This is a genomic window from Permianibacter aggregans, from assembly GCF_009756665.1.
Taxonomy (GTDB): Bacteria; Pseudomonadota; Gammaproteobacteria; order Enterobacterales; family Permianibacteraceae; genus Permianibacter; species Permianibacter aggregans.
Genome location: NZ_CP037953.1, coordinates 3342011 through 3361815 on the forward strand (window position 1 = coordinate 3342011; position 19805 = coordinate 3361815).

Annotated in this window: 15 protein-coding genes; 9 read left to right on the plus strand and 6 right to left on the minus strand. The window is 51.9% G+C overall.

Annotated elements, in window-relative coordinates:
• Window positions 1–173: 173 nt before the first annotated feature.
• From E2H98_RS15145 to E2H98_RS15180, 8 genes are all read left to right on the plus strand, one after another.
• On the plus strand, window positions 174–1457 hold the full coding sequence (locus E2H98_RS15145) for an MFS transporter (RefSeq protein ID WP_133593904.1): 1284 nt from the start codon (window positions 174–176) through the stop codon (window positions 1455–1457).
• Between the two features lie 18 nt (window positions 1458–1475).
• Complete coding sequence (locus tag E2H98_RS15150) at window positions 1476–3128, plus strand: MFS transporter (protein WP_157591407.1); 1653 nt, start codon at window positions 1476–1478, stop codon at window positions 3126–3128.
• 18 nt (window positions 3129–3146) lie between these two features.
• On the plus strand, window positions 3147–6875 hold the full coding sequence (locus E2H98_RS15155) for a nitrate reductase subunit alpha (RefSeq protein WP_133593900.1): 3729 nt from the start codon (window positions 3147–3149) through the stop codon (window positions 6873–6875).
• Between the two features lie 14 nt (window positions 6876–6889).
• On the plus strand, window positions 6890–8419 hold the full coding sequence (gene narH, locus E2H98_RS15160; RefSeq protein WP_133593898.1) for a nitrate reductase subunit beta: 1530 nt from the start codon (window positions 6890–6892) through the stop codon (window positions 8417–8419).
• A gap of 2 nt (window positions 8420–8421) precedes the next feature.
• On the plus strand, window positions 8422–9183 hold the full coding sequence (narJ, locus tag E2H98_RS15165; protein ID WP_133593896.1) for a nitrate reductase molybdenum cofactor assembly chaperone: 762 nt from the start codon (window positions 8422–8424) through the stop codon (window positions 9181–9183).
• A 5-nt stretch (window positions 9184–9188) separates the two neighbouring features.
• Entirely contained in the window at window positions 9189–9869 is a 681-nt protein-coding gene (narI, locus tag E2H98_RS15170) for a respiratory nitrate reductase subunit gamma (RefSeq protein WP_133593894.1), read from the plus strand.
• A gap of 138 nt (window positions 9870–10007) precedes the next feature.
• A complete protein-coding gene (locus E2H98_RS15175; protein WP_157591408.1) occupies window positions 10008–10754 on the plus strand; it encodes a peptidylprolyl isomerase in 747 nt (248 codons plus the stop codon).
• Between the two features lie 101 nt (window positions 10755–10855).
• On the plus strand, window positions 10856–11875 hold the full coding sequence (locus E2H98_RS15180) for an IS110 family RNA-guided transposase (protein WP_133593890.1): 1020 nt from the start codon (window positions 10856–10858) through the stop codon (window positions 11873–11875).
• 606 nt (window positions 11876–12481) lie between these two features.
• On the opposite strand, the gene E2H98_RS15185 is transcribed toward E2H98_RS15180, so the two are convergent.
• From E2H98_RS15185 to E2H98_RS15205, 5 genes are all read right to left on the minus strand, one after another.
• Window positions 12482–12751, minus strand: coding sequence for a hypothetical protein (locus E2H98_RS15185; RefSeq protein WP_133593888.1), 270 nt, complete (start codon window positions 12749–12751; stop codon window positions 12482–12484).
• A 47-nt stretch (window positions 12752–12798) separates the two neighbouring features.
• On the minus strand, window positions 12799–13119 hold the full coding sequence (locus E2H98_RS15190) for a hypothetical protein (RefSeq protein WP_133593886.1): 321 nt from the start codon (window positions 13117–13119) through the stop codon (window positions 12799–12801).
• 426 nt (window positions 13120–13545) lie between these two features.
• Entirely contained in the window at window positions 13546–14337 is a 792-nt protein-coding gene (locus E2H98_RS15195; RefSeq protein ID WP_157591409.1) for an NYN domain-containing protein, read from the minus strand.
• 90 nt (window positions 14338–14427) lie between these two features.
• A complete protein-coding gene (locus E2H98_RS15200) occupies window positions 14428–15171 on the minus strand; it encodes a hypothetical protein (protein WP_133593882.1) in 744 nt (247 codons plus the stop codon).
• 696 nt (window positions 15172–15867) lie between these two features.
• Window positions 15868–17475 carry a CocE/NonD family hydrolase gene (locus E2H98_RS15205; protein WP_157591410.1) on the minus strand — a complete coding sequence of 536 codons (1608 nt, stop codon included), beginning with the start codon at window positions 17473–17475 and terminating at the stop codon, window positions 15868–15870.
• Between the two features lie 437 nt (window positions 17476–17912).
• Here E2H98_RS15205 and E2H98_RS15210 point away from each other — a divergent pair, with 437 nt between their 5' ends.
• On the plus strand, window positions 17913–19133 hold the full coding sequence (locus E2H98_RS15210) for an IS256 family transposase (RefSeq protein WP_157591272.1): 1221 nt from the start codon (window positions 17913–17915) through the stop codon (window positions 19131–19133).
• A gap of 62 nt (window positions 19134–19195) precedes the next feature.
• Here the strand turns inward: E2H98_RS15210 and E2H98_RS15215 are convergent, their stop codons facing one another.
• Window positions 19196–19732, minus strand: coding sequence for a hypothetical protein (locus tag E2H98_RS15215; protein WP_133593591.1), 537 nt, complete (start codon window positions 19730–19732; stop codon window positions 19196–19198).
• Between the last annotated feature and the right edge of the window lie 73 nt (window positions 19733–19805).

The following is a 19805-nucleotide window of genomic DNA, read 5'->3' on the forward strand; positions in this document are numbered from 1 at the left end:
TCAAAAAACCGGCAAGCACCACCAGCTTTCATAAACCGTCCAGGTTTGATCCCGGTCAACTCCGCCGCCAGCGCTAAAAGATGTATCGACGATATTGATTTTCGTCAACGTCGCCAAAATGCCAAAGCCATACCTTTTGTGGTGTCTTCGTTTGTTACCCCAAAGGTGTTTCGATGGCCTCACACAAAACCAAGCAGTGGATGGTCTGTTGGTTCAGCACGCTGGCCTTCACCGTCTGCTTCGCTGTCTGGATGATGTTTGCCGTTATCGGCATTCCAATCAAAACGCTGCTTTCACTGAATGAAACGCAGTTCGGCCTGCTGGCCGCGATGCCGGTGTTGACGGGTTCGCTAACGCGTTTGCCGCTCGGTTTGCTGACCGACCGCTACGGCGGCCGCATCGTGTTGTTCTTTCTGATGCTGTCGACGGTCATTCCGATTTACCTGATTTCCTACGCCGAACAGTACTGGCAATTCCTGGTGCTGGGTTTGTTCGTCGGTCTTGCTGGCGGTTCGTTCTCGGTGGGTATCGCCTACGTCGCGAAATGGTTTGAGCGCAAACAGCAAGGATTTGCGATGGGTATTTTCGGCGCCGGTAACGCCGGTGCCGCGCTGACCAAGTTTGTTGCGCCAGCACTCGTAGTCGGTTTCGGCTGGACGATGGTGCCGAAGGTGTTCGCGATTGGCATGTTGATCACCGCGTTCATCTTTTGGTTCTTCACGTTCGACGACAAATCGCATCACATCGAAAGCTCCGTCAGCCTGCGTGAACAACTTGCCGTGTTGAAAGATAAAAACGTGCTGCGTTATTGCCAGTATTACTCGCTGGTGTTCGGTGGCTATGTCGCGCTCGCGCTGTGGATGACCAAGTACTACATCGGCGAATACGGCTTTGATATTCAAACGGCCGCATTATTCGCTGCAGCGTTCTCGTTGCCCGGTGGTGTGCTGCGCGCCGTTGGTGGTTGGCTATCTGACAAATACGGCGCGCATTCCGTGACCTGGTGGGTGCTATGGGTCTGCTGGATTTGTTTGTTCCTGATGTCCTATCCGCAAACCGATTTCACCGTGTTCACGATTGATGGTCCGAAAACCTTCCACATCGGTTTATCACCACTGGTGTTCACCGTGTTGCTGTTCGCCGTCGGTGTTGCCATGGCCTTCGGCAAAGCCTCTGTCTACAAGTATATCTCCGATGAATACCCGAAACACATGGGCGCCGTGTCCGGCATTGTCGGCCTCGCTGGTGGTTTGGGCGGCTTCGTTCTACCCATCATGTTTGGCGCGCTGATGGATTTAACCGGCGTGCGTTCCTCCGCGTTCATGCTGATGTACGGCATCACCTGGGTGTCGTTGATTTGGATGTATTTCACTGAAGTCCGCTACACGACACTGATGGGTCGTCATCGCGGCGAACTGCTGCCAGAGCCGGTCAATCCGGATCTGAGAAACCGCTGATTGCTTGAGGCAAAACTTATGACGACGAGAGTAGAGAAAATCATTCCACCAGTCGATGACGGTGTCACGATCACCGACTGGCGCCCGGAAGATCAACAATTCTGGGAAATGGAAGGCAAGCGCATCGCTTCACGCAACCTGTGGATTTCGGTGCCGAGTTTATTGTGCGGTTTTGCGGTCTGGCTGATGTGGGGCATCATTGCCGTGCAAATGGCCAACCTGGGTTTTGGATTTAGTCAGGAACAGTTGTTTACGTTGACAGCGATCGCCGGTCTTTCCGGTGCGACCACGCGCATCCCAGCTTCGTTTTTTATCCGCCTGTCTGGCGGTCGCAATACCATCTTTCTAACCACCGCACTGCTGATGATTCCGGCATTCGGTACTGGCTTGGCGCTGCAAAACAAAGAAACGCCGTTAATCGTGTTTCAACTGTTGGCCTTGCTGTCCGGTATCGGTGGTGGCAACTTCGCCTGCTCGATGTCAAACATCAGCACCTTTTATCCAAAGCGTTTGCAAGGCACGGCGCTAGGCATCAACGCCGGGCTCGGTAATTTCGGCGTCACGACCATGCAGATTCTGATTCCGCTGTCGATGACGTTCGGCCTATTCGGTGCCATCGGTGGCGACTCGATGACGCTGGCCAAGGATTCTGGTTGGTTGTTCGGAAAAATCGCCGCTGGCACCGAAACCTATGTGCAAAACGCCGGCTTTATTTGGTTGGTGTTCTTGGTGCCGCTGGCCTTCTTTGGCTGGAAAGGCATGAACAATATCCAGGAAATTTCGCCAAATACTGGCGGCACCTTGTTCGCGATGGCGAAAATTCTCTGGTTGTACGGTTTGGCGTTAACGACAGCGGCGTTCGGTTTGTACCTGTACCTGCCAGCACCAACCGGACTCGGCTTGCTGAACATGTGGATCGCGTTACCCTTAATCATTGCGTTGACGCTACTGGTCATGAAACTCGCGGCCATCGGCGAAATGAAGCAGGGCATCAGCCGTCAGTTCGCGATTTTCAAGAACAAACACACGTGGTCGATGACCGTGCTGTACATCGTCACCTTCGGTTCGTTCATCGGTTTCTCGATGGCGTTGCCACTGTCCATTCAAGTGATCTTCGGCGTGCAACATGTGCCGGACCCTGTCACTGGATTAATGACGCACACATTAAAAAACCCTAACGCTCCATCAGCACTGACTTACGCCTGGATTGGCCCGTTTGTTGGCGCGCTGATTCGTCCGCTGGGCGGTTGGATTTCCGACAAACTCGGCGGTTCGATTGTCACGCAAGTGATCTCGGTGGTCGTGGTCATCGCTTCGGTCGCCACCGGTTATTACATGAATCTCGCCTGGAATTCCCCGACACCAGAGCAGTACTTCATGCCCTTCTTGCTGCTGTTTGTTGTGCTGTTTGCGGCCAGCGGCATTGGTAATGGTTCAACATTCCGCACCGTCGGCGTCATCTTCGACCGTCAGCAAGCCGGTCCGGTGTTGGGCTGGACTTCTGCGGTAGCGGCTTACGGTGCTTTTATCGCGCCGGAAGTCATCAAAGGCCAAATCAAGGCCGGCACACCCGAGATGGCGATGTACGGTTTCGCGGTGTTCTACGCGCTGTGCCTTGGCGTCAACTGGTGGTTTTACCTGCGCCGTGGCGCTGACATTAAAAATCCGTAAGCGGAGCTGGAGACGAACATGAGTCACTTTCTCGACAAACTGAAATTCTTTAATACCCGCGAGCCGGAAAGTTTCGCCAACGAGCACGGCGAAAAACGTTACGACAGCCGCGCCTGGGAAGACAGTTATCGTCAGCGTTGGCAGCACGACAAAATCGTGCGCTCAACGCACGGGACCAATTGCACCGGATCCTGCAGTTGGAAAATTTACGTGAAGAACGGCATCGTTACCTGGGAAACCCAACAAACCGATTACCCGCGCACGCGTCCGGACTTGCCGAATCATGAACCGCGTGGTTGCCAACGTGGTGCCAGCTATTCCTGGTACATCTACAGCGCCAACCGGCTGAAGTATCCGATGGTGCGCGGCAAATTGTTGAAGCTCTGGCATGAAGCAAAAGCCGAACATAAAGACCCGGTTAAAGCCTGGGCGAGCATCGCCGAAGATCGCAACAAAGCGAAGCACTACAAGAGTGCACGCGGCATGGGCGGATATGTTCGCTCAAACTGGGATGAAGTGAACGAAATCATCGCGGCTGCCAACGTTTACACGGCCAAAACGTTTGGCCCTGATCGCATCATCGGCTTCTCACCAATTCCAGCGATGTCGATGGTTTCTTACGCCGCTGGCTCTCGTTACTTGAGCTTGATCGGCGGCGTTTGCATGAGCTTTTACGATTGGTATTGCGACTTGCCGCCATCCAGCCCGCAAATTTGGGGCGAGCAAACCGACGTGCCGGAATCGGCCGATTGGTATAACTCCAACTACATCATTGCCTGGGGCTCGAACGTGCCGCAAACGCGCACACCGGACGCCCACTTCTTTACCGAAGTACGCTACAAAGGTGCGAAAACCGTTTCCATTACCCCGGACTACGCCGAAGTTTCAAAACTGACCGACGTCTGGATGCACGTCAAACAAGGCACTGACTCGGCACTCGGCATGGCGTTTGGTCACGTGATTCTGAAAGAGTTTCACGTCGATAAGCCAAGCGAATATTTTACCGACTACATTCGTCGCTACTCCGACATGCCACTGCTGGTCTTGCTCGAAACGCACGATGGCGAGGTGCTGAAAACCGGCCGCTTCCTGCGCGCGTCGGATTTCACCGGCAACTTGGCGCAAGACAATAATCCGGATTGGAAAACCGTCGGCTTTGATGAAAACGCCGATGATCAATTGGTGGTGCCAAACGGTTCGATAGGTTTCCGCTGGGGCCAGAAAGGCAAATGGAATCTGGAACAGCGCAGCGAGAGCAACGACATCAAACTGCGCTTGTCGCTGAAAGCGAAGAACGATGGCCTTGTTGATGTCGCGTTTCCGTACTTCGGTAATCGCGCCACCGAGCATTTTGTTAACGACCAGCGCGATGACTTGCTGGTGCACAAAGTGCCGGCCCGCAAATTAACGCTGGCCGATGGCCGCGAAGTCTATGCCGCCACCGTGTTCGATTTGATGCTGGCGCACTACGGGGTCGATAACGGCCATGGCGATGCCAACTGCGCCAAGAGCTACAACGACGATTTGCCGTTCACGCCGGCCTGGGCCGAGAAGATCACCGGCGTGCGCAAAGAGCTGATCATCAAGGTTGCCCGTGAGTTCGCCGATACCGCCGACAAAACCAAAGGTAAGTCGATGATCATCGTCGGCGCTGCGATGAATCACTGGTATCACATGGACATGAACTACCGGGCGCTGATCAACATGCTGATCCTTTGCGGTTGTGTCGGTCAAAGCGGCGGTGGTTGGGCGCATTACGTTGGTCAGGAAAAACTGCGTCCGCAAACCGGATGGGTGCCGCTGGCGTTTGCCACCGATTGGAATCGTCCGCCACGGCAGATGAACTCGACCTCGTTCTTCTACGCACACACCGGTCAGTATCGTTACGAAAAACTGCAAGTCAGCGAAATCTTGTCGCCACTGGCCGACGCCAAAGATTTTCCTGGCAGCCTGATTGACTTCAACGTGCGCGCTGAACGCATGGGCTGGCTGCCGAGTGCACCGCAGCTCTCACACAACCCATTGCAGATCACGCGCGATGCCGAGAAAGCCGGTGTTGATCCGGTGCAATACACGGTCGATAAACTGAAATCCGGTGCGATGCATATGTCCTGCGAGCAACCGGAAAATCCACTGAATTTCCCGCGTAACTTATTTGTCTGGCGCTCGAATCTTTTGGGGTCGTCTGGTAAAGGCCATGAGTATTTCCTGAAATACTTGCTTGGCACCAAGCACGGTGTGCAAGGCAAAAATCTCGGCATTGAAGGCGGCGCCAAGCCTCAAGAGGTGAAATGGGAAGAGCATGCTCGCGAAGGCAAACTCGATTTGCTGGTCACGCTCGATTTCCGCATGTCGACGACGGCGCTCTATTCCGACATCGTGCTGCCAACCGCCACCTGGTATGAAAAGAACGACATGAACACCTCGGACATGCATCCGTTCATTCATCCGCTCTCTTCGGCGATTGACCCCTGCTGGGAAGCGCGCAGCGACTGGGACATTTACAAAGGCATCGCTCGCAAATTCTCGGAGGTCTGTGTCGGTCATTTGGGTGTCGAGAAAGATCTGGTGACGCTGCCCATGCAGCACGACACGCCGGCCGAATTGGCGCAAGGCCCGATTCCAAAAGAATGGAAGAAAGGCGAGTGCGATCTGATTCCGGGTAAAACCGCACCGATCATGACGGTGGTCGAACGCGATTACCCGAACACCTACAAGAAATTCACCTCGCTCGGACCGTTGATGAGCAAGATCGGTAACGGTGGCAAAGGCATCAGTTGGAACACCGAAACCGAAGTGGAAGCGCTGCGCGAATTGAACCGGCCGGTAACGGAGGAGGGGGTCAGCAAAGGCTTGCCGCGTATTGAATCCGATATCGATGCTGCCGAAGTGATTCTGATGTTGGCTCCGGAAACCAACGGCCATGTCGCCGTGAAGTCCTGGGCGGCGTTGTCGCAAAACACTGGTCGTGATCACACCCATCTCGCTAACGGCAAAGACCACGAGAAGATCCGCTTCCGCGATATTCAGTCGCAGCCGCGCAAGATTATCTCGTCGCCGACCTGGTCCGGTCTGGAAGATGAACACGTCAGCTACAACGCCGGCTACACCAACGTGCACGAGCTGATTCCGTGGCGCACGCTGACCGGTCGCCAGCAGTTCTATCAGGACCATTCCTGGATGCTTGGATTTGGTGAGGGTTTTGTTACCTACAAGCCACCGGTTGATATGAAAACCATCAAGCCGATGTTGAACCAGCAACCAAATGGTAACAGCGAATACGTCGCCAACTGGATCACGCCACACCAGAAGTGGGGCATTCACTCAACCTATACCGACAACCTGCTGATGCTGACCTTGTCACGCGGTGGCCCGATTGTCTGGTTGAGCGAGGTCGATGCCAAAGCGCACGGCATTGCCGATAACGACTGGATTGAAGTGTTCAACGTTAACGGTGCCATCGCCGCACGCGCGGTCGTTTCGCAACGGGTGCCATCCGGCATGGTCATGATGTATCACGCCCAGGAAAAAATTGTGAACACGCCCGGTTCGGAAATCACCGGCACTCGTGGCGGCATACACAACTCGGTCACGCGCACGGTCACCAAACCGACACACATGATCGGTGGCTATGCGCAATATTCCTACGGCTTTAATTACTACGGCACGGTTGGTGCCAACCGCGATGAGTTCGTCGTTATTCGCAAGATGGCGAACGTCGATTGGCTCGATGGCGAACGCGTGTAACAGGAGACAATGCCATGAAAGTACGTGCCCAAATCGGTATGGTGCTGAATCTCGATAAATGTATCGGTTGTCACACTTGTTCCGTCACTTGTAAGAACGTTTGGACCTCGCGTGAAGGTTTGGAATACGCCTGGTTCAATAACGTCGAAACCAAACCTGGTATCGGCTATCCGAAAGACTGGGAAAACCAGAATCGCTGGAACGGTGGCTGGCAGCGCAATAAAGACGGCTCCTTGCAACCGCGCATTGGCGGCAAATTCCGTGTGCTGGCGAATTTATTCGCCAACCCGGATCTGCCACAGATAGACGATTACTACGAACCGTTCGATTTCGATTACGAACACCTGCACAACGCGCCGGAAGGCAAGCATCAGCCCACCGCGCGTCCACGTTCGCTGATCACCGGTGCCCGGATGCAGAAAATCGAATGGGGTCCAAACTGGGAAGAAATTCTCGGCACTGAGTTCGAAAAGCGTCGTAAAGACAAAAACTTCGATCAGATCCAGGCTGACATTTACGGCCAGTTCGAAAACACCTTCATGATGTATTTGCCGCGCCTGTGCGAACACTGCCTGAACCCGGCCTGTGTCGCCTCCTGCCCGAGCGGTGCCATTTACAAACGGGAAGAAGACGGCATTGTGCTGATCGATCAAGACAAATGTCGCGGCTGGCGTATGTGCGTCTCTGGCTGCCCGTACAAAAAAATCTACTTCAACTGGAAAACCGGCAAATCGGAAAAATGCATTTTCTGTTATCCGCGTATCGAAGCCGGCCAACCGACCGTTTGCTCAGAAACCTGCGTCGGTCGCATTCGCTACCTCGGCGTATTGCTGTACGACGCTGATCGGATTCAGGAAGTGGCCAGTACCGAAAGCGATCAAGACCTGTACGAAAAACAGTTGTCGATTTTCCTCGACCCAAATGATCCAGAGGTGATCAAAGCCGCGCAAGCCGAAGGCATTCCGCACACCTGGCTGGAGGCCGCCAAACACTCGCCGGTCTACAAAATGGCGATGGATTGGAAACTGGCGCTGCCGCTGCACCCGGAATACCGGACGTTGCCAATGGTGTGGTACATCCCACCACTGTCACCGATTCAGTCGGCGGCTGAGCGCGGTTACCTGCAACACGATGGCGTGCTGCCGGATGTCAAATCCTTGCGTATTCCGATGAAGTATCTCGCCAACTTGTTGACCGCTGGTGATGAGCGTCCGGTGGAGCTGGCGCTGCGCCGGATGATGGCCATGCGCGTCTTCCAGCGTGGCAAGCATGTCGAAGGCGAACGCAACTTGGATGTGCTGGAGCAAGTCGGTTTGAGCGAAGCGCAAGTCGAGGAGATGTATCGCTACTTGGCGATTGCCAACTACGAAGACCGCTACGTGATTCCGGCTTCGCACCGCGAATACGCGACCGATGCGTTCAACATGAAAGGCTCCTGCGGCTTCTCGTTTGGTAATGGCTGCTCCGATGGCAACAGCGAGTTCAATTTGTTCGGCGGCCGTAAACAGGCGAAACGCCAAGTCATTCCGATCAAGGAGCTGTAATCATGAATGCACTGAAGCTGATTTCTGCTGTGCTCGATTACCCGCAACCGGAACTGCTGGCGGCACGAGAAGAATTGTTGGCGGTCGTCGAGCAGGACACGCTGCTCGACGGCAACAACAAGGAAAAACTCTACGCCTGGGTGCAACAGTTCTGCGCCGAGCCGATTGTGGACTTGCAAGAACAATACATTGACCTGTTCGACCGTGGCCGCGCTCATTCGCTGCTGCTGTTCGAACATGTGCACGGCGAATCGCGCGACCGTGGCCAAGCCATGGTTAACCTGATGGCTTTGTATCAACGCAATGGGTTCGATATCGGCGTGCGCGAACTGCCGGATTTTCTGCCGCTGTTCTTGGAGTATTTAAGCCTGCGTCCGAAAGACGAAGTGCAGGATGCACTCGACAATGTCGCGCACATTCTGGCCGTGTTGGCTGAGCGTTTATACCAGCGGCAAAGTCGTTACGGCGTGTTGTTTGAACTATTGCTGTCGCTGACCAGCGAAGCGGTGGATCGTGACGCGATTAAGCAGCAAGTCAGTAGCGAACAACCGGACGATACCCCAGAAGCGCTCGATAAAGTCTGGGAAGAAGAAGCGGTGACTTTTGGCGGCAATGCCGTTTCTGGAGGCTGCCCCTCTGGCTTAAAAACCAGTGGCGTGAAGCCGGCCGGGCGCACCGTCGGCAACATCAGCGTCGAAGCCGTTTATCACCAGCTTAATGAATCAACCGAATTGCCCGCAGCGGCAAACGATGTGCGGAGGTAAAGCGTATGTCATTCCTAAATGAGTTTTTATTTGGCGTGTTTCCGTACATCGCTGGCACCGTGTTTCTTATCGGCAGCCTTGCTCGATATGACCGCGACCAGTTCACCTGGAAAACCAGCTCCAGCCAAATGCTGCGCAGCAAAGGTTTTGGCATCGCCAATCGCTTGTTCCATATCGGCGTAATCTTTTTATTCTTTGGTCACTTGGTCGGTTTGCTGATGCCGCATAGCTGGTATCCGTACTTGGGTTTAACACCGGCTAGCAAACAATTAATGGCGATGGTCGCCGGCGGCATCTTCGGCACGCTGGCGTTAATCGGATCAACAATGCTGCTCTGGCGCCGGTTGACCGACGAACGAGTACGCGCCACCAGCAGTCGCGCCGACACCTTCATCTTGTTGGTGCTCTATGCGCAATTGTTGCTCGGTATGCTGACCATCTATTTCTCGGCGGGTCACATGGACGGCTCGCTGATGATCTCGTTATCAAACTGGGCACAAGCCTTGGTGACATTCCAGGCCGACCCATCCAAATATCTCGTCGATGTGCCTTTGCTGTACAAAGCACACCTGTTCCTCGGCTGTCTGATCTTTTTGATCTTCCCATTCACCCGAATGGTCCACGTCTGGAGCGTCCCGTTCCATTACGTTGGCCGTCGTTATCAGTTGGTGCGTAGCAGAGGCTAAATGTCTCATGAGTTTTCGCTCCGTACCCTGAACCCTCTGCGGCCAGTTCCCCTCCCCTCTCGTGGGGGAGGGGGTAGGGGAGAGGGGGCTATCGAACACGATACAGCCCATCCCAAAACCCAATTCACCGAGGCAACCATGATCCAAATCAACGGCACCGAAATCACCCAGGACGCCATCGCCCGGGAAATGCAATACCACCCGGCCGAAACCAAAGAGCAGGCCTTCCACGACGCCGCCACCGCGCTCACCATTCGCGAAGTGCTGCGCCAACAATGCGTCAAAGAAGGGCTCTGCGAACAGATGCCAGAAGACCCAGTGCAAGAAGAAGCGCTGATCGAACAACTGCTCGACAGCAACATTAAACTGCCCACCATCGACGAGCAAAGCTGCCAGCGCTACTACCAACAAAATCAGGATAAATTCTGCAACTCACCTTTGGTCGAAGCACGCCACATCCTGCTCGCCGCCGCTCCCGAAGATGAAGCCGCCATACAAGCCGCGACCGAACGCGCTGAGCAATTGATCAGCGAGCTAAAAAAACACCCACAACAATTCGAATCACTCGCACAACAACATTCCGCCTGCACCTCGAAACAACAAGGCGGCCACCTCGGCCAACTAAGTAAAGGCAGCACCGTCGCCGAATTCGAAACGGTGTTGTTTCAAGCCGAAGCCGGTTTAATCGAAAAACCGATAGTGAGCCGCTACGGCGTACACATCGTCGAAGTCCTGCACAGCGAACCGGCAAAGCAATTGCCGTATGAAATCGTCAAAGAAAAAATCAGCGCCTACCTGCAACAAAATGCCCGCCAACAGGCAATCTCGCATTACCTGCACTGGCTGCTGGCACAACAGGAAATCAAAGGATTTGAATGGCAATAGGTTTTTTGTAGGGTAATGGTATGGACTCCTCCTCTCTACGGCATCAAAGTGCCAGACTGAAGTTTGCGAAAACAATCGGTCAACAAGAAGAGGAGTCCGAGATGAAGATTAACCGCATGGGCATTGATTTGGCAAAGAGCGTTTTTCAGTTGCATGGTGTCGATGAGAATGAACAGGTCGTGGTGCGTCGCCAGCTGAAAAGAAGCCAGATGCAAGGCTATTTTCATCGTCAGCAACCTATGCTGATTGGCATGGAGGCTTGTGGTTCAGCGCATTACTGGGCACGCACGCTGACAGCGATGGGCCATACGGTGAAGCTCATTGCGCCCCAGCACGTAAAGCCGTATGTCAAATCCAATAAGAATGACCGCAATGATGCCGAAGCGATTTGTGAAGCCGTATCAAGACCGACGATGCGATTTGTTGCGGTAAAGACAATCGAACAACAGGATATGCAGTCGATTCATCGCGTTCGCGAGCGACTGGTAAAAGCCCGCAATGCCCTGACCAATGAAGTGCGAGGTTTGTTGGCAGAGTATGGCATCGTCATCTCGGCACTTGGCGTAAGTGCGGTCAGCAAGGCATTGCCGACAATTGTCAGCGATGCAGAGAACGGTCTGAGCAGAAAGATGCGGGAGTTGTTGCATGGCATGTACGAAGAACTTGATGCGCTGAAAAAGCGAATAAAACAGTTTGACCAACAAATCCAACAGCACAGTCAGGAAGATGAGCGCGTGCATCGATTGATGCAAATCGATGGTGTAGGCCCCATCACCGCGTCAGCCATCGTGACCGCTGTTGGCGACGCCAAGCAGTTTCGCAGTGGCCGGGAGATGGCCGCCTGGTTAGGTATTGTGCCGAAGCAACACTCAAGCGGTGGGAGGGAAAGACTCGGCGGTATCAGCAAGCGCGGCGACAAGCGATTGCGAACTTTGGTGATACACGGCGCGCGATCTGTCATCAAGATGAGCGAGAAGAAGGATGACAGACGCAGTCAGTGGGTAAACGCCTTGGCCAAAAGGCGGAACAAGAACATCGCAACGGTGGCGCTTGGCAACAAGAATGTTCGCATCATGTACGCGATGCTGACACGCAATGTTGAATACCAACGAGCCGCTTAACGACTAACCCGTGCATGCAAGAAGCTAGTAAGTAGTAAGCAAACAAGTAACACCAAGGAAAGATTGCGAAGCAAACGTCGTTGATGAAATCAGGTAAGACCGTCGCTCCGTGAACCCCGCTTGACCCATAGGCTCACTGCGAGGCAAAGCCGCTAGGGTGATAGGAACGGAGCGAGCGAACCACCATCATGGTCAGAGCAATTTAAAGCTCATCAAAAGACCGAATATATGGTTGCAGTCATATCACTGATTTATCGAGGCGGTTGTTTGCAAAATGGGAGGAGTCCATATATGGGTCATGACCCACCATTTCTTTAACGAACCAAACGGTGCGTGATGACGCACCCTACGGAAAATATTCTTGTCGTTGCTCCATATTACGCAGAAAAACCAGATATACGCTGACCCAGTTCTCCCCCCCGTGGGGGACAAATTGGCGGGAATCGCAATTTGCACGGCGAAGCCGCCCATAGGGAGAGCGCCATGGATGGCGCGAATGAATGCTAGGGAGAGGGGCCCCGGAAGATCGACGTTACTTTTAGGCTGAATAAACTCCACGGAATGTCATGTCCCAGAACTCGCTACACGTGTTCGGTGTTTTGTTTCTTAGGCGCTGTTCGTTGGCCATTTCATATTTATATACGCAATTGCTCGATCCGATAGAGCTAACGGTTGAGGGCCGCCACCAGAAATAAAGTCGCAGGTGCGTCCAACTGGCTCATACTCCGACACGCCATTTACAAACTCAATTCCATTTTCGTCCCCGCGATAGTCATGCCAGAAGTAAGCGATCAGTTGCCCATCTTGATAAATGCCATAACGGTAGTCCCCAAACGATTCCCGAGTTTTTTCAATGTGCTTTATTGTGAGTGCCATATCTTAAGGTCTCAAGCTTGGCGCTTTGAACTCTGGTGGAGCGCATGTTAACCGCCTGGGTTCGGAGGGTTTGCACTCTTCCAACGTCTGACAGCCTGAAGGATGGATTCCGAATATTCCCTTGTCACGCATCTATTTTTGTACGGCGAAAGACTTTCTCTCATTATTGGTGCGGAAAAATTTACTTTTTCAGCTAGCTCATTCAGATACAGATGGCCTCTAGATTGGTATTGACGAACTTCTTCGTCATCTAAGAACATGGCGAATTCATAGCCAATGAAGCTGCTTGTGCAGTTTATGTCAAAAAGAAGTTTTCCATCGGCCTCTAATAGAAACCAAAATTGAGGTTCATGATCTACAACGGTCATTGGCTTATCGTCTGGCACTTGGTTCATTTTTCATGGCTTGTCATTGTGCTTGCAAGGTAAGGTGCGTCGGAAGTCGTTATACTGGTCCCGACTAGATATTCTCATCTACTTTCGCTCTAGCCGCATAATGTATTTCAAGAAATTTAGCCTCCCCGAAAACATCCTTTATATGTTGCTGCAGTTTATTGCTTCGGAGAAAGCGAGAGATGTGCACATCGTTGCCCCCAAATGACTCCGGAGTTCCACTGTCCTTCGTGAGGCGGACCAGATTGCCTTGTAGGGTAACGGTGTAATTCTCTCCACCATTAACAGAACGCCAAAATTTCATTGGTGTACCTAATGCTTTAGATTAACGGCACTGAAACCTTGTAGGTCCGAACCCGCAAAGCGGTGTCGGACCCAAAAAAACTAGTACAAAGTATATTGCTATTTTCCGTTTGGACGCGTCGCAAGTTTGCGCCGAATTAACTCCGTTTCATAGATACGTACAACAAAGTCCGCATGCTGTTTCAATCGAGAAGAAAAGCCTCTTCCCTTTGACTCTGGCGGTGTACCGTTGATGAACTCAATCACACCAACATGCTTCCCGTGGCTTTTCATATACTGGATAGATGGGATGCTATCAGCGTCTCCAGACGCTACCATCGCTATGTCATAATTCTCTGACTGAGCGAGCATGTCCACTGCGAGCGAGGTGTCAAGGCCCTTTTCCTCAACATACTTCTTAATGAAGTTTACCTTCCAATGGCCGCACTCAATCATTTCAATCAAATCTGTCCCCATACGAACTCCTTGATGAAAGCTTTTCATACCATCAAGAATATTGCATTTTCCATCATACCAAGACTTAAAGTCAGTAAAGCACTCTGTCCACGCCTTGTTTATGAGAGCATCCCCTTTAAGTGTCGGATCCGTTTTTCCCACAGTTGCCAACCATTGGTTCTTCACCTCTCGGTCCTGATCGAAACCTCTACGAAGTGCAGTTTGAGACTGCGGTAGAGAAAGGTCCCATTGATCTATTGCCCCAACTACGTACCAGTATACACGTCGAAGTTGGGTCGGGACTCCCTCAGCTACATGAGTGGAAGATCGCCATGTTTCAACGCTCTCTTTATACACATACTCATACAAAGCCTCATAGTTCTCTACTTCGAGATTCATGGACTTAAGCGAGCCAAACAAATTTGACCCGTCTACAAAAAAAGCAACTCTCTGCATATTCATCTCCGGAGGGTGAACGAAAGCGAAGTGATTAGGCTGGTAGCGAAATAGGGCAGATCTGGCTACGCGGATGCAGAACCAGCTGGACTAAGGCCCAATAAGTTGAGTAAGTAGCTGAATCGCAGGGCTTGCCAACTCCTTAGCGTTCCGAGCAAATGAGACGACTTTATTGAACTGATCAATAAGATTGAAGATTTTTTTCATCGCTTCTTTTTCTTCCTCGGTTGTTGCGGAGGATTTCACTGCTTCGGAGTTGAGCATGAATGAGCCGACAATAGTCTCTAAACCTTCCTGTAAACCATCAAGGCCACGAACTCTGTATGCGAGTAAAGCGTGACGAAGTCGCTCTAGGTGGCGGAGCATGAATATCTTTATTTCTGGCACCAAACTCGATTCCGCCACAAAGCCAATCAATGCATCAAGTTGGCTGCGGAGATTTGCTAGTTCGTCATTAGGGATGCTTGTGGTGCCACTTAGTCGTGAGAGTTTGTCAGCGCTGAACTGAAGCCCTAATAATGTAGAGTCATCAATTTGATTCTTCCAATGCTCCCAGCTAGCGTCTAAGTTGAACGTTGATAGCGCGCTTTCTATTCTTTTGAATGGCTTTAAATGAAGATTCTGATCAACGTCATCTAGCTTTTGGATGGCTGCCTTTGTCTCATGCACCAAATCGATAAGATCAGCTAGCATTTTTAGAAGCGTGCCAGTGTCTTCAGGTGTAATGTCAAATATGCTGGCCCAAACTTTACGCGCTGGCTCTTTTGGAGGGTGTTGACGGGCAGCGCTAAGGATATCGTGCAAGCGACCTGCCGGGTTATTCTGCACCTGCATTGATTTCTCCCAAAACACGTTTATTTCTTAAGCCAAAGTGACCAAGGAACGCTAACTCTGCTATAGATGACGGCACAACGAGAGTGATTGACTAGCCTATAAACCATTCTATCTGTCTCCGAACATTGCTATCTCGGGGCTGCGAAAAGCCAATAAAAATGGTTTCATCCTTTTAAAAAATCACCATAAAATACACCACAGTCCGACTGGCATGACTTCTAAACGATGCCCACATCGCTTCGTCCTGCCTGATACTGCTAAAGCTTCATCTTGGGTTGAACCATTGCCCTTACTTTATTTCTTGGGAGCAATCAATGCAATATTCGGGAATATAGCGCCAACATTTAAGTCTTGGTGTCTTCTTCTGTATTGGCACTCAACGTCCTTGACGCTTAAATGCGTGGTTGCACTGCAACAGGTACACTTCCTGTATAGGATGAAAAGCCTTTTCCTAGATTCACATCACGTTTGCAGATAGTTATTGACGCACTCAGCTGGTTCCTAAAGAAGCCTAAAATCCCCTGAAGTTATAATGGTATTTGAGAGTCAGCAAGATTTTACTTTTGGCGTTCACCGAGATTACGGATGGTGACTGATAGACGTAAAAGAATGGCGGGAACACCCCGACATTCTCCTAAGCCATAATCTATACAATGACTAGCCAAGTCATCCGTTCTGTACGGTCTTTGAAGTCAGTCACTCCCTCACCGGCACCACCAACCTCGACTGCCTCGACCCACTATACGGAACCGTAAGCTGATAAAACCCCAATGTAGGCGGGCTGTACTGCGGGTCGGCGGTGTCGATGGCTAGGGCCAGGCGGTGACCCGCCGGTAGGTCGTAGGCGGTGGCTATCAACTCAATTTGCACCTGCCGGTCTTGGCCGGGTACGGCGTCGAGCACGGTGACCGGGCCGTGGGTGATCAAGGTGCCGAAACCCCAGTTATCCAAGTCATACAAATAGGCGATGGTCTGAAAGCGTTCGTTGCTGGGCCGTAACCATAACGACAGAGTAGGTGCACCACGGATGCGCTGTGTCTCGTTAAAGCGATTGGATTCGTACACCAGGGCCAGTGTGCGATTGATGCCGGGAATGAAGCTGACAATCGGTGCCTGCAAATGCGCTTCGAACGTCGAGCTGATTACCGGAATGCCGGCGGTGGCACCGGAAAGCAAACCTGAGTTGAAGGTGTTGTTGCCGTAATCGTTGTTTGGCGAGGTGCGTAAATCGCCGTTGCTGAACCAGCCACGTGGGCTTAAGTAAAACGCTTTATTTTGCACTTCCGCGCTGGGCCAACTTAAAAACTCATCGCGTTGTTGGTCGAGCTTTACGGCCATACTCACGGGCTTTTCATCAAGAATGCCGGTGTCTTGACCGCGCAGCCATTGATCAAACCAGCGCTGCACATTGCTCCAAACATGATTGCGCAAACCGAACAGGCCACCGAGTTCTGCGGTCGCGTGATTGCCCAAGTTCAAATCCAGTTTTTTCGGGCCGGTTAATTCGCTGAAAAAGCGCATGCTGGCATTGGGTTCGAACAATTCATCGCGAAAGTTATGGCTGATGTAAATCGGCACACCGCGAGCATTCAGTGCATCAATCACGGTTTGCGGTGAGCGTTGCCCAGCCCAGGCCAAGGTTTCCGGTATGTTTTGGTGGCGTAACAAATTGCCGTACATCGTGGCGATGATTGGGTCCATCCGGCCAGTTAAGTAACCCGCGCCAACCAGAATGCCTCCGAACACCATATCGGGTGTGTTGCCACCATATAGCGACGCCGATAAATCCGCCCAACCGCTCATGGCCACTACGGCACTCAAGCGTTCGTCATTCGCTGCGGCTAATAGCGAAATACCACCACCGTAAGAAATACCAGCGATACCAATGCGCGACGGATCAGTCGGCGTGTTCGCTAACAACCAATCCACCACGGCGCGCGCGTCCTTGATGTCATCCGGCCCGGCGACATTCACCAGACCGCCCGAAACGCCAAACCCGCGTGTGGCGTAGCTCAGCACCACATAACCTTTGTCGGCGAGCTTCGCTGCCTGCAACAAGTACTCGTGATGCTCCAACGCCCAGCTATTAATGAACACCACGGCCGGTGCCGGGTTACCGAAATTCGCGTCGTTAGGGGTAAACACACTGGCCGCTAGACGAACACCATCATGGCTGTTGATGCGCAAACCATCTTGATATTGGTAGCCCGCCATCGCGTTGCCAGTGACGATCAATGCCAGGAAAATAAAACCGCGAATAAAAAAAAGCGATGCGCTCTGCGAGCGCCTAAGAAGCGTCGACATAATGAGATTCCTCGAAAAGTGCTGTGAACGTTTTCGTTGTGAAAAACCGCCGAGCGGCAACACCAAAGACGACGAGCAAAGGCGAACCGAAGAAACAGGGCTCAGATGGTGACCAGCAGAACACGCACGACGTAGGCGAATGAGCGGACCCATATCACGATTTGGTCAGACCTCATTCCAGTGAAGGTATAGCAGGGGCTGGCGTACCAGCCAAGTCAAAAGGGGGATTTAAACGGGAGTTTTTATGCTGCGGTGCGCAATAGTGTTTTGGATTGGTAGGTCCGAAACCGCGTAGCGGCTTCGGACGGAAGAGTCTCTATGTCCAATACGATGGAGTGCGCGAATTAGTGAGCAAGAATATAGATGGAGATAAATAGCAAGGGACCGTTTTGATTTTTGTGTAACTGGCTTCATCATATCCTCAATAGGAGAGCATTATGAAGCCAGAAAAACCTGTCAGCACCCATACCACACTTGATGAATTATTAGACCGTTGCAAATCAACCGAAGACTTCCAGGCACTAACCAAAGTGTTGTTCAAGCAGGTCGCGGAGCGGGCGCTGAAGGCCGAAATGGAACAGCATCTGGGTTATGACAAACACGCCGTCAAAGGTCGCAACTCCGGTAATTCACGTAACGGCCGATCGACCAAGCAAGTGCAAACCGAGCATGGCCCACTGGATATCGAAGTCCCACGTGACCGGAATGCCGAGTTTGAACCTCGGTTTATCGGCAAGCATCAACGACGCGTTGGCAGCATAACGGACGCCATCGTGCGACTCTACTCTTACGGCATGAGTCAGCGTGACATTCACGACTACCTGCAAGAAACCTACGGCAACGCGGTGTCACCGGCGCTGATAAGCCAGGTGACCGAACAGGTTATGGATGAAGTACAACAATGGCAGAAGCGACCACTCGATTCGACTTATGCGATTGTCTATCTCGATGCCTTGGTGACGAAGTCGCGGCAGGATGGCATGGTCGGCAATCGCTCCGTGTATGTAGCGCTGGGCATCAACATGCGCGGTGAGAAAGAGATTTTAGGGTTATGGTTGGCCAGCAGTGAAGGCGCCAAGTTCTGGTTAAGCGTTATCAATGAACTGAAAAATCGCGGCGTCAATGACGTATTGATTGCTTGTGTCGATGGCCTTAAAGGCTTCTCGGAAGCGATTAATGCGGTCTACCCGCAGACCCATGTGCAGCAATGCATCGTCCATCAAGTGCGTCACTCGCTGCACTTCGTCCCTTGGAAAGAGCGTAAGGCCGTGGCGGCCGATTTACGGTTGATTTATCGAGCGGCAACGGAAAGCGAAGCACAGCGGGCGCTGGCTGAATTTGAACAGAACTGGGGCGGGAAGTATCCGCATATTGGGCCGAGCTGGCGTAACAACTGGACACGGTTGACGGTGTTCTTTGATTATCCGCCGGAAATACGGAAAATCATCTACACGACCAACGCGATTGAATCACTCAACGCCAGCTTGCAGAAAGTGTTGAAGCCCAAGAAAGCCTTCCCGAATGACGAGGCAATCTTGAAGGTGTTGTACTTAACCTTGCATCGGATCGCGGAAAAGTGGACGATGCCGGTACACGATTGGAAAGCCGCACTGAATCAGTTGTTGATCGTGTTCGGCGAAGACCGCGTGAAGGTGTAAATCCGCCAGTTACACAAAATTCTGGACAGTCTCAATAGCAATCACCGATGATCATTTTTTAGTTACGGTTTTTGGCCACATTTAGCTGCGAGACTCTTTAATACAGATTCAAACGCAAACTCGCTTTTCCCCTCCTTTTTCCCTTCTTTTTCCCGTTTTTTGATTTCACTCTCATATTTACATTTTGTCAGGTTAATCAGGGCATCGGCAGATTCCTCCGCTAAACGTCGGTCTTTGGATTGGAGGTTCCTCAAGATTTGTTCAATGAAGCGAGCCTTTATTTCAGGAGATACCCGATCTAAATACAAAAAATACTCTCCATCTTCTGTAGAAATGTATCTGCTACCAAATATTTCAGTGAAGGATCTTGCAGTTATCGGATTAGCTAAGGCTTCAAAGAACAAATCTAGGTTTGAGTCGATGATCTTAGGATCTGATTCAGAGCCATTGTCAGTAAAGTAGCTTGACAGCCTAGATGCGGCCTTTCGTTGAACCGACGGGTCTCCAGAACGAAGATTATTTATGCTTTGATCTACCCAGGTCGGTGCCGCACTTACAGAAAAACACATAGCGAACAAAAAATATTGAATAAGTTTCAACTTATATTCCTCAAAATGTTATTGCGCCTAGGTGTCACGCCAACGGTTCAGGCTGAATGCCGAACAAGAGCGC

What these genes read in the sequence shown, in the direction of transcription:
- E2H98_RS15145 (WP_133593904.1), top strand. Translation starts at nt 174, where the DNA reads ATGGCCTCACACAAAACCAAGCAGTGGATGGTCTGTTGGTTCAGCACG.
- E2H98_RS15150 (WP_157591407.1), top strand. Translation starts at nt 1,476, where the DNA reads ATGACGACGAGAGTAGAGAAAATCATTCCACCAGTCGATGACGGTGTC.
- E2H98_RS15155 (WP_133593900.1), top strand. Translation starts at nt 3,147, where the DNA reads ATGAGTCACTTTCTCGACAAACTGAAATTCTTTAATACCCGCGAGCCG.
- narH (WP_133593898.1), top strand. Translation starts at nt 6,890, where the DNA reads ATGAAAGTACGTGCCCAAATCGGTATGGTGCTGAATCTCGATAAATGT.
- narJ (WP_133593896.1), top strand. Translation starts at nt 8,422, where the DNA reads ATGAATGCACTGAAGCTGATTTCTGCTGTGCTCGATTACCCGCAACCG.
- narI (WP_133593894.1), top strand. Translation starts at nt 9,189, where the DNA reads ATGTCATTCCTAAATGAGTTTTTATTTGGCGTGTTTCCGTACATCGCT.
- E2H98_RS15175 (WP_157591408.1), top strand. Translation starts at nt 10,008, where the DNA reads ATGATCCAAATCAACGGCACCGAAATCACCCAGGACGCCATCGCCCGG.
- E2H98_RS15180 (WP_133593890.1), top strand. Translation starts at nt 10,856, where the DNA reads ATGAAGATTAACCGCATGGGCATTGATTTGGCAAAGAGCGTTTTTCAG.
- E2H98_RS15185 (WP_133593888.1), bottom strand. Translation starts at nt 12,751, where the DNA reads ATGGCACTCACAATAAAGCACATTGAAAAAACTCGGGAATCGTTTGGG.
- E2H98_RS15190 (WP_133593886.1), bottom strand. Translation starts at nt 13,119, where the DNA reads ATGACCGTTGTAGATCATGAACCTCAATTTTGGTTTCTATTAGAGGCC.
- E2H98_RS15195 (WP_157591409.1), bottom strand. Translation starts at nt 14,337, where the DNA reads ATGCAGAGAGTTGCTTTTTTTGTAGACGGGTCAAATTTGTTTGGCTCG.
- E2H98_RS15200 (WP_133593882.1), bottom strand. Translation starts at nt 15,171, where the DNA reads ATGCAGGTGCAGAATAACCCGGCAGGTCGCTTGCACGATATCCTTAGC.
- E2H98_RS15205 (WP_157591410.1), bottom strand. Translation starts at nt 17,475, where the DNA reads ATGTCGACGCTTCTTAGGCGCTCGCAGAGCGCATCGCTTTTTTTTATT.
- E2H98_RS15210 (WP_157591272.1), top strand. Translation starts at nt 17,913, where the DNA reads ATGAAGCCAGAAAAACCTGTCAGCACCCATACCACACTTGATGAATTA.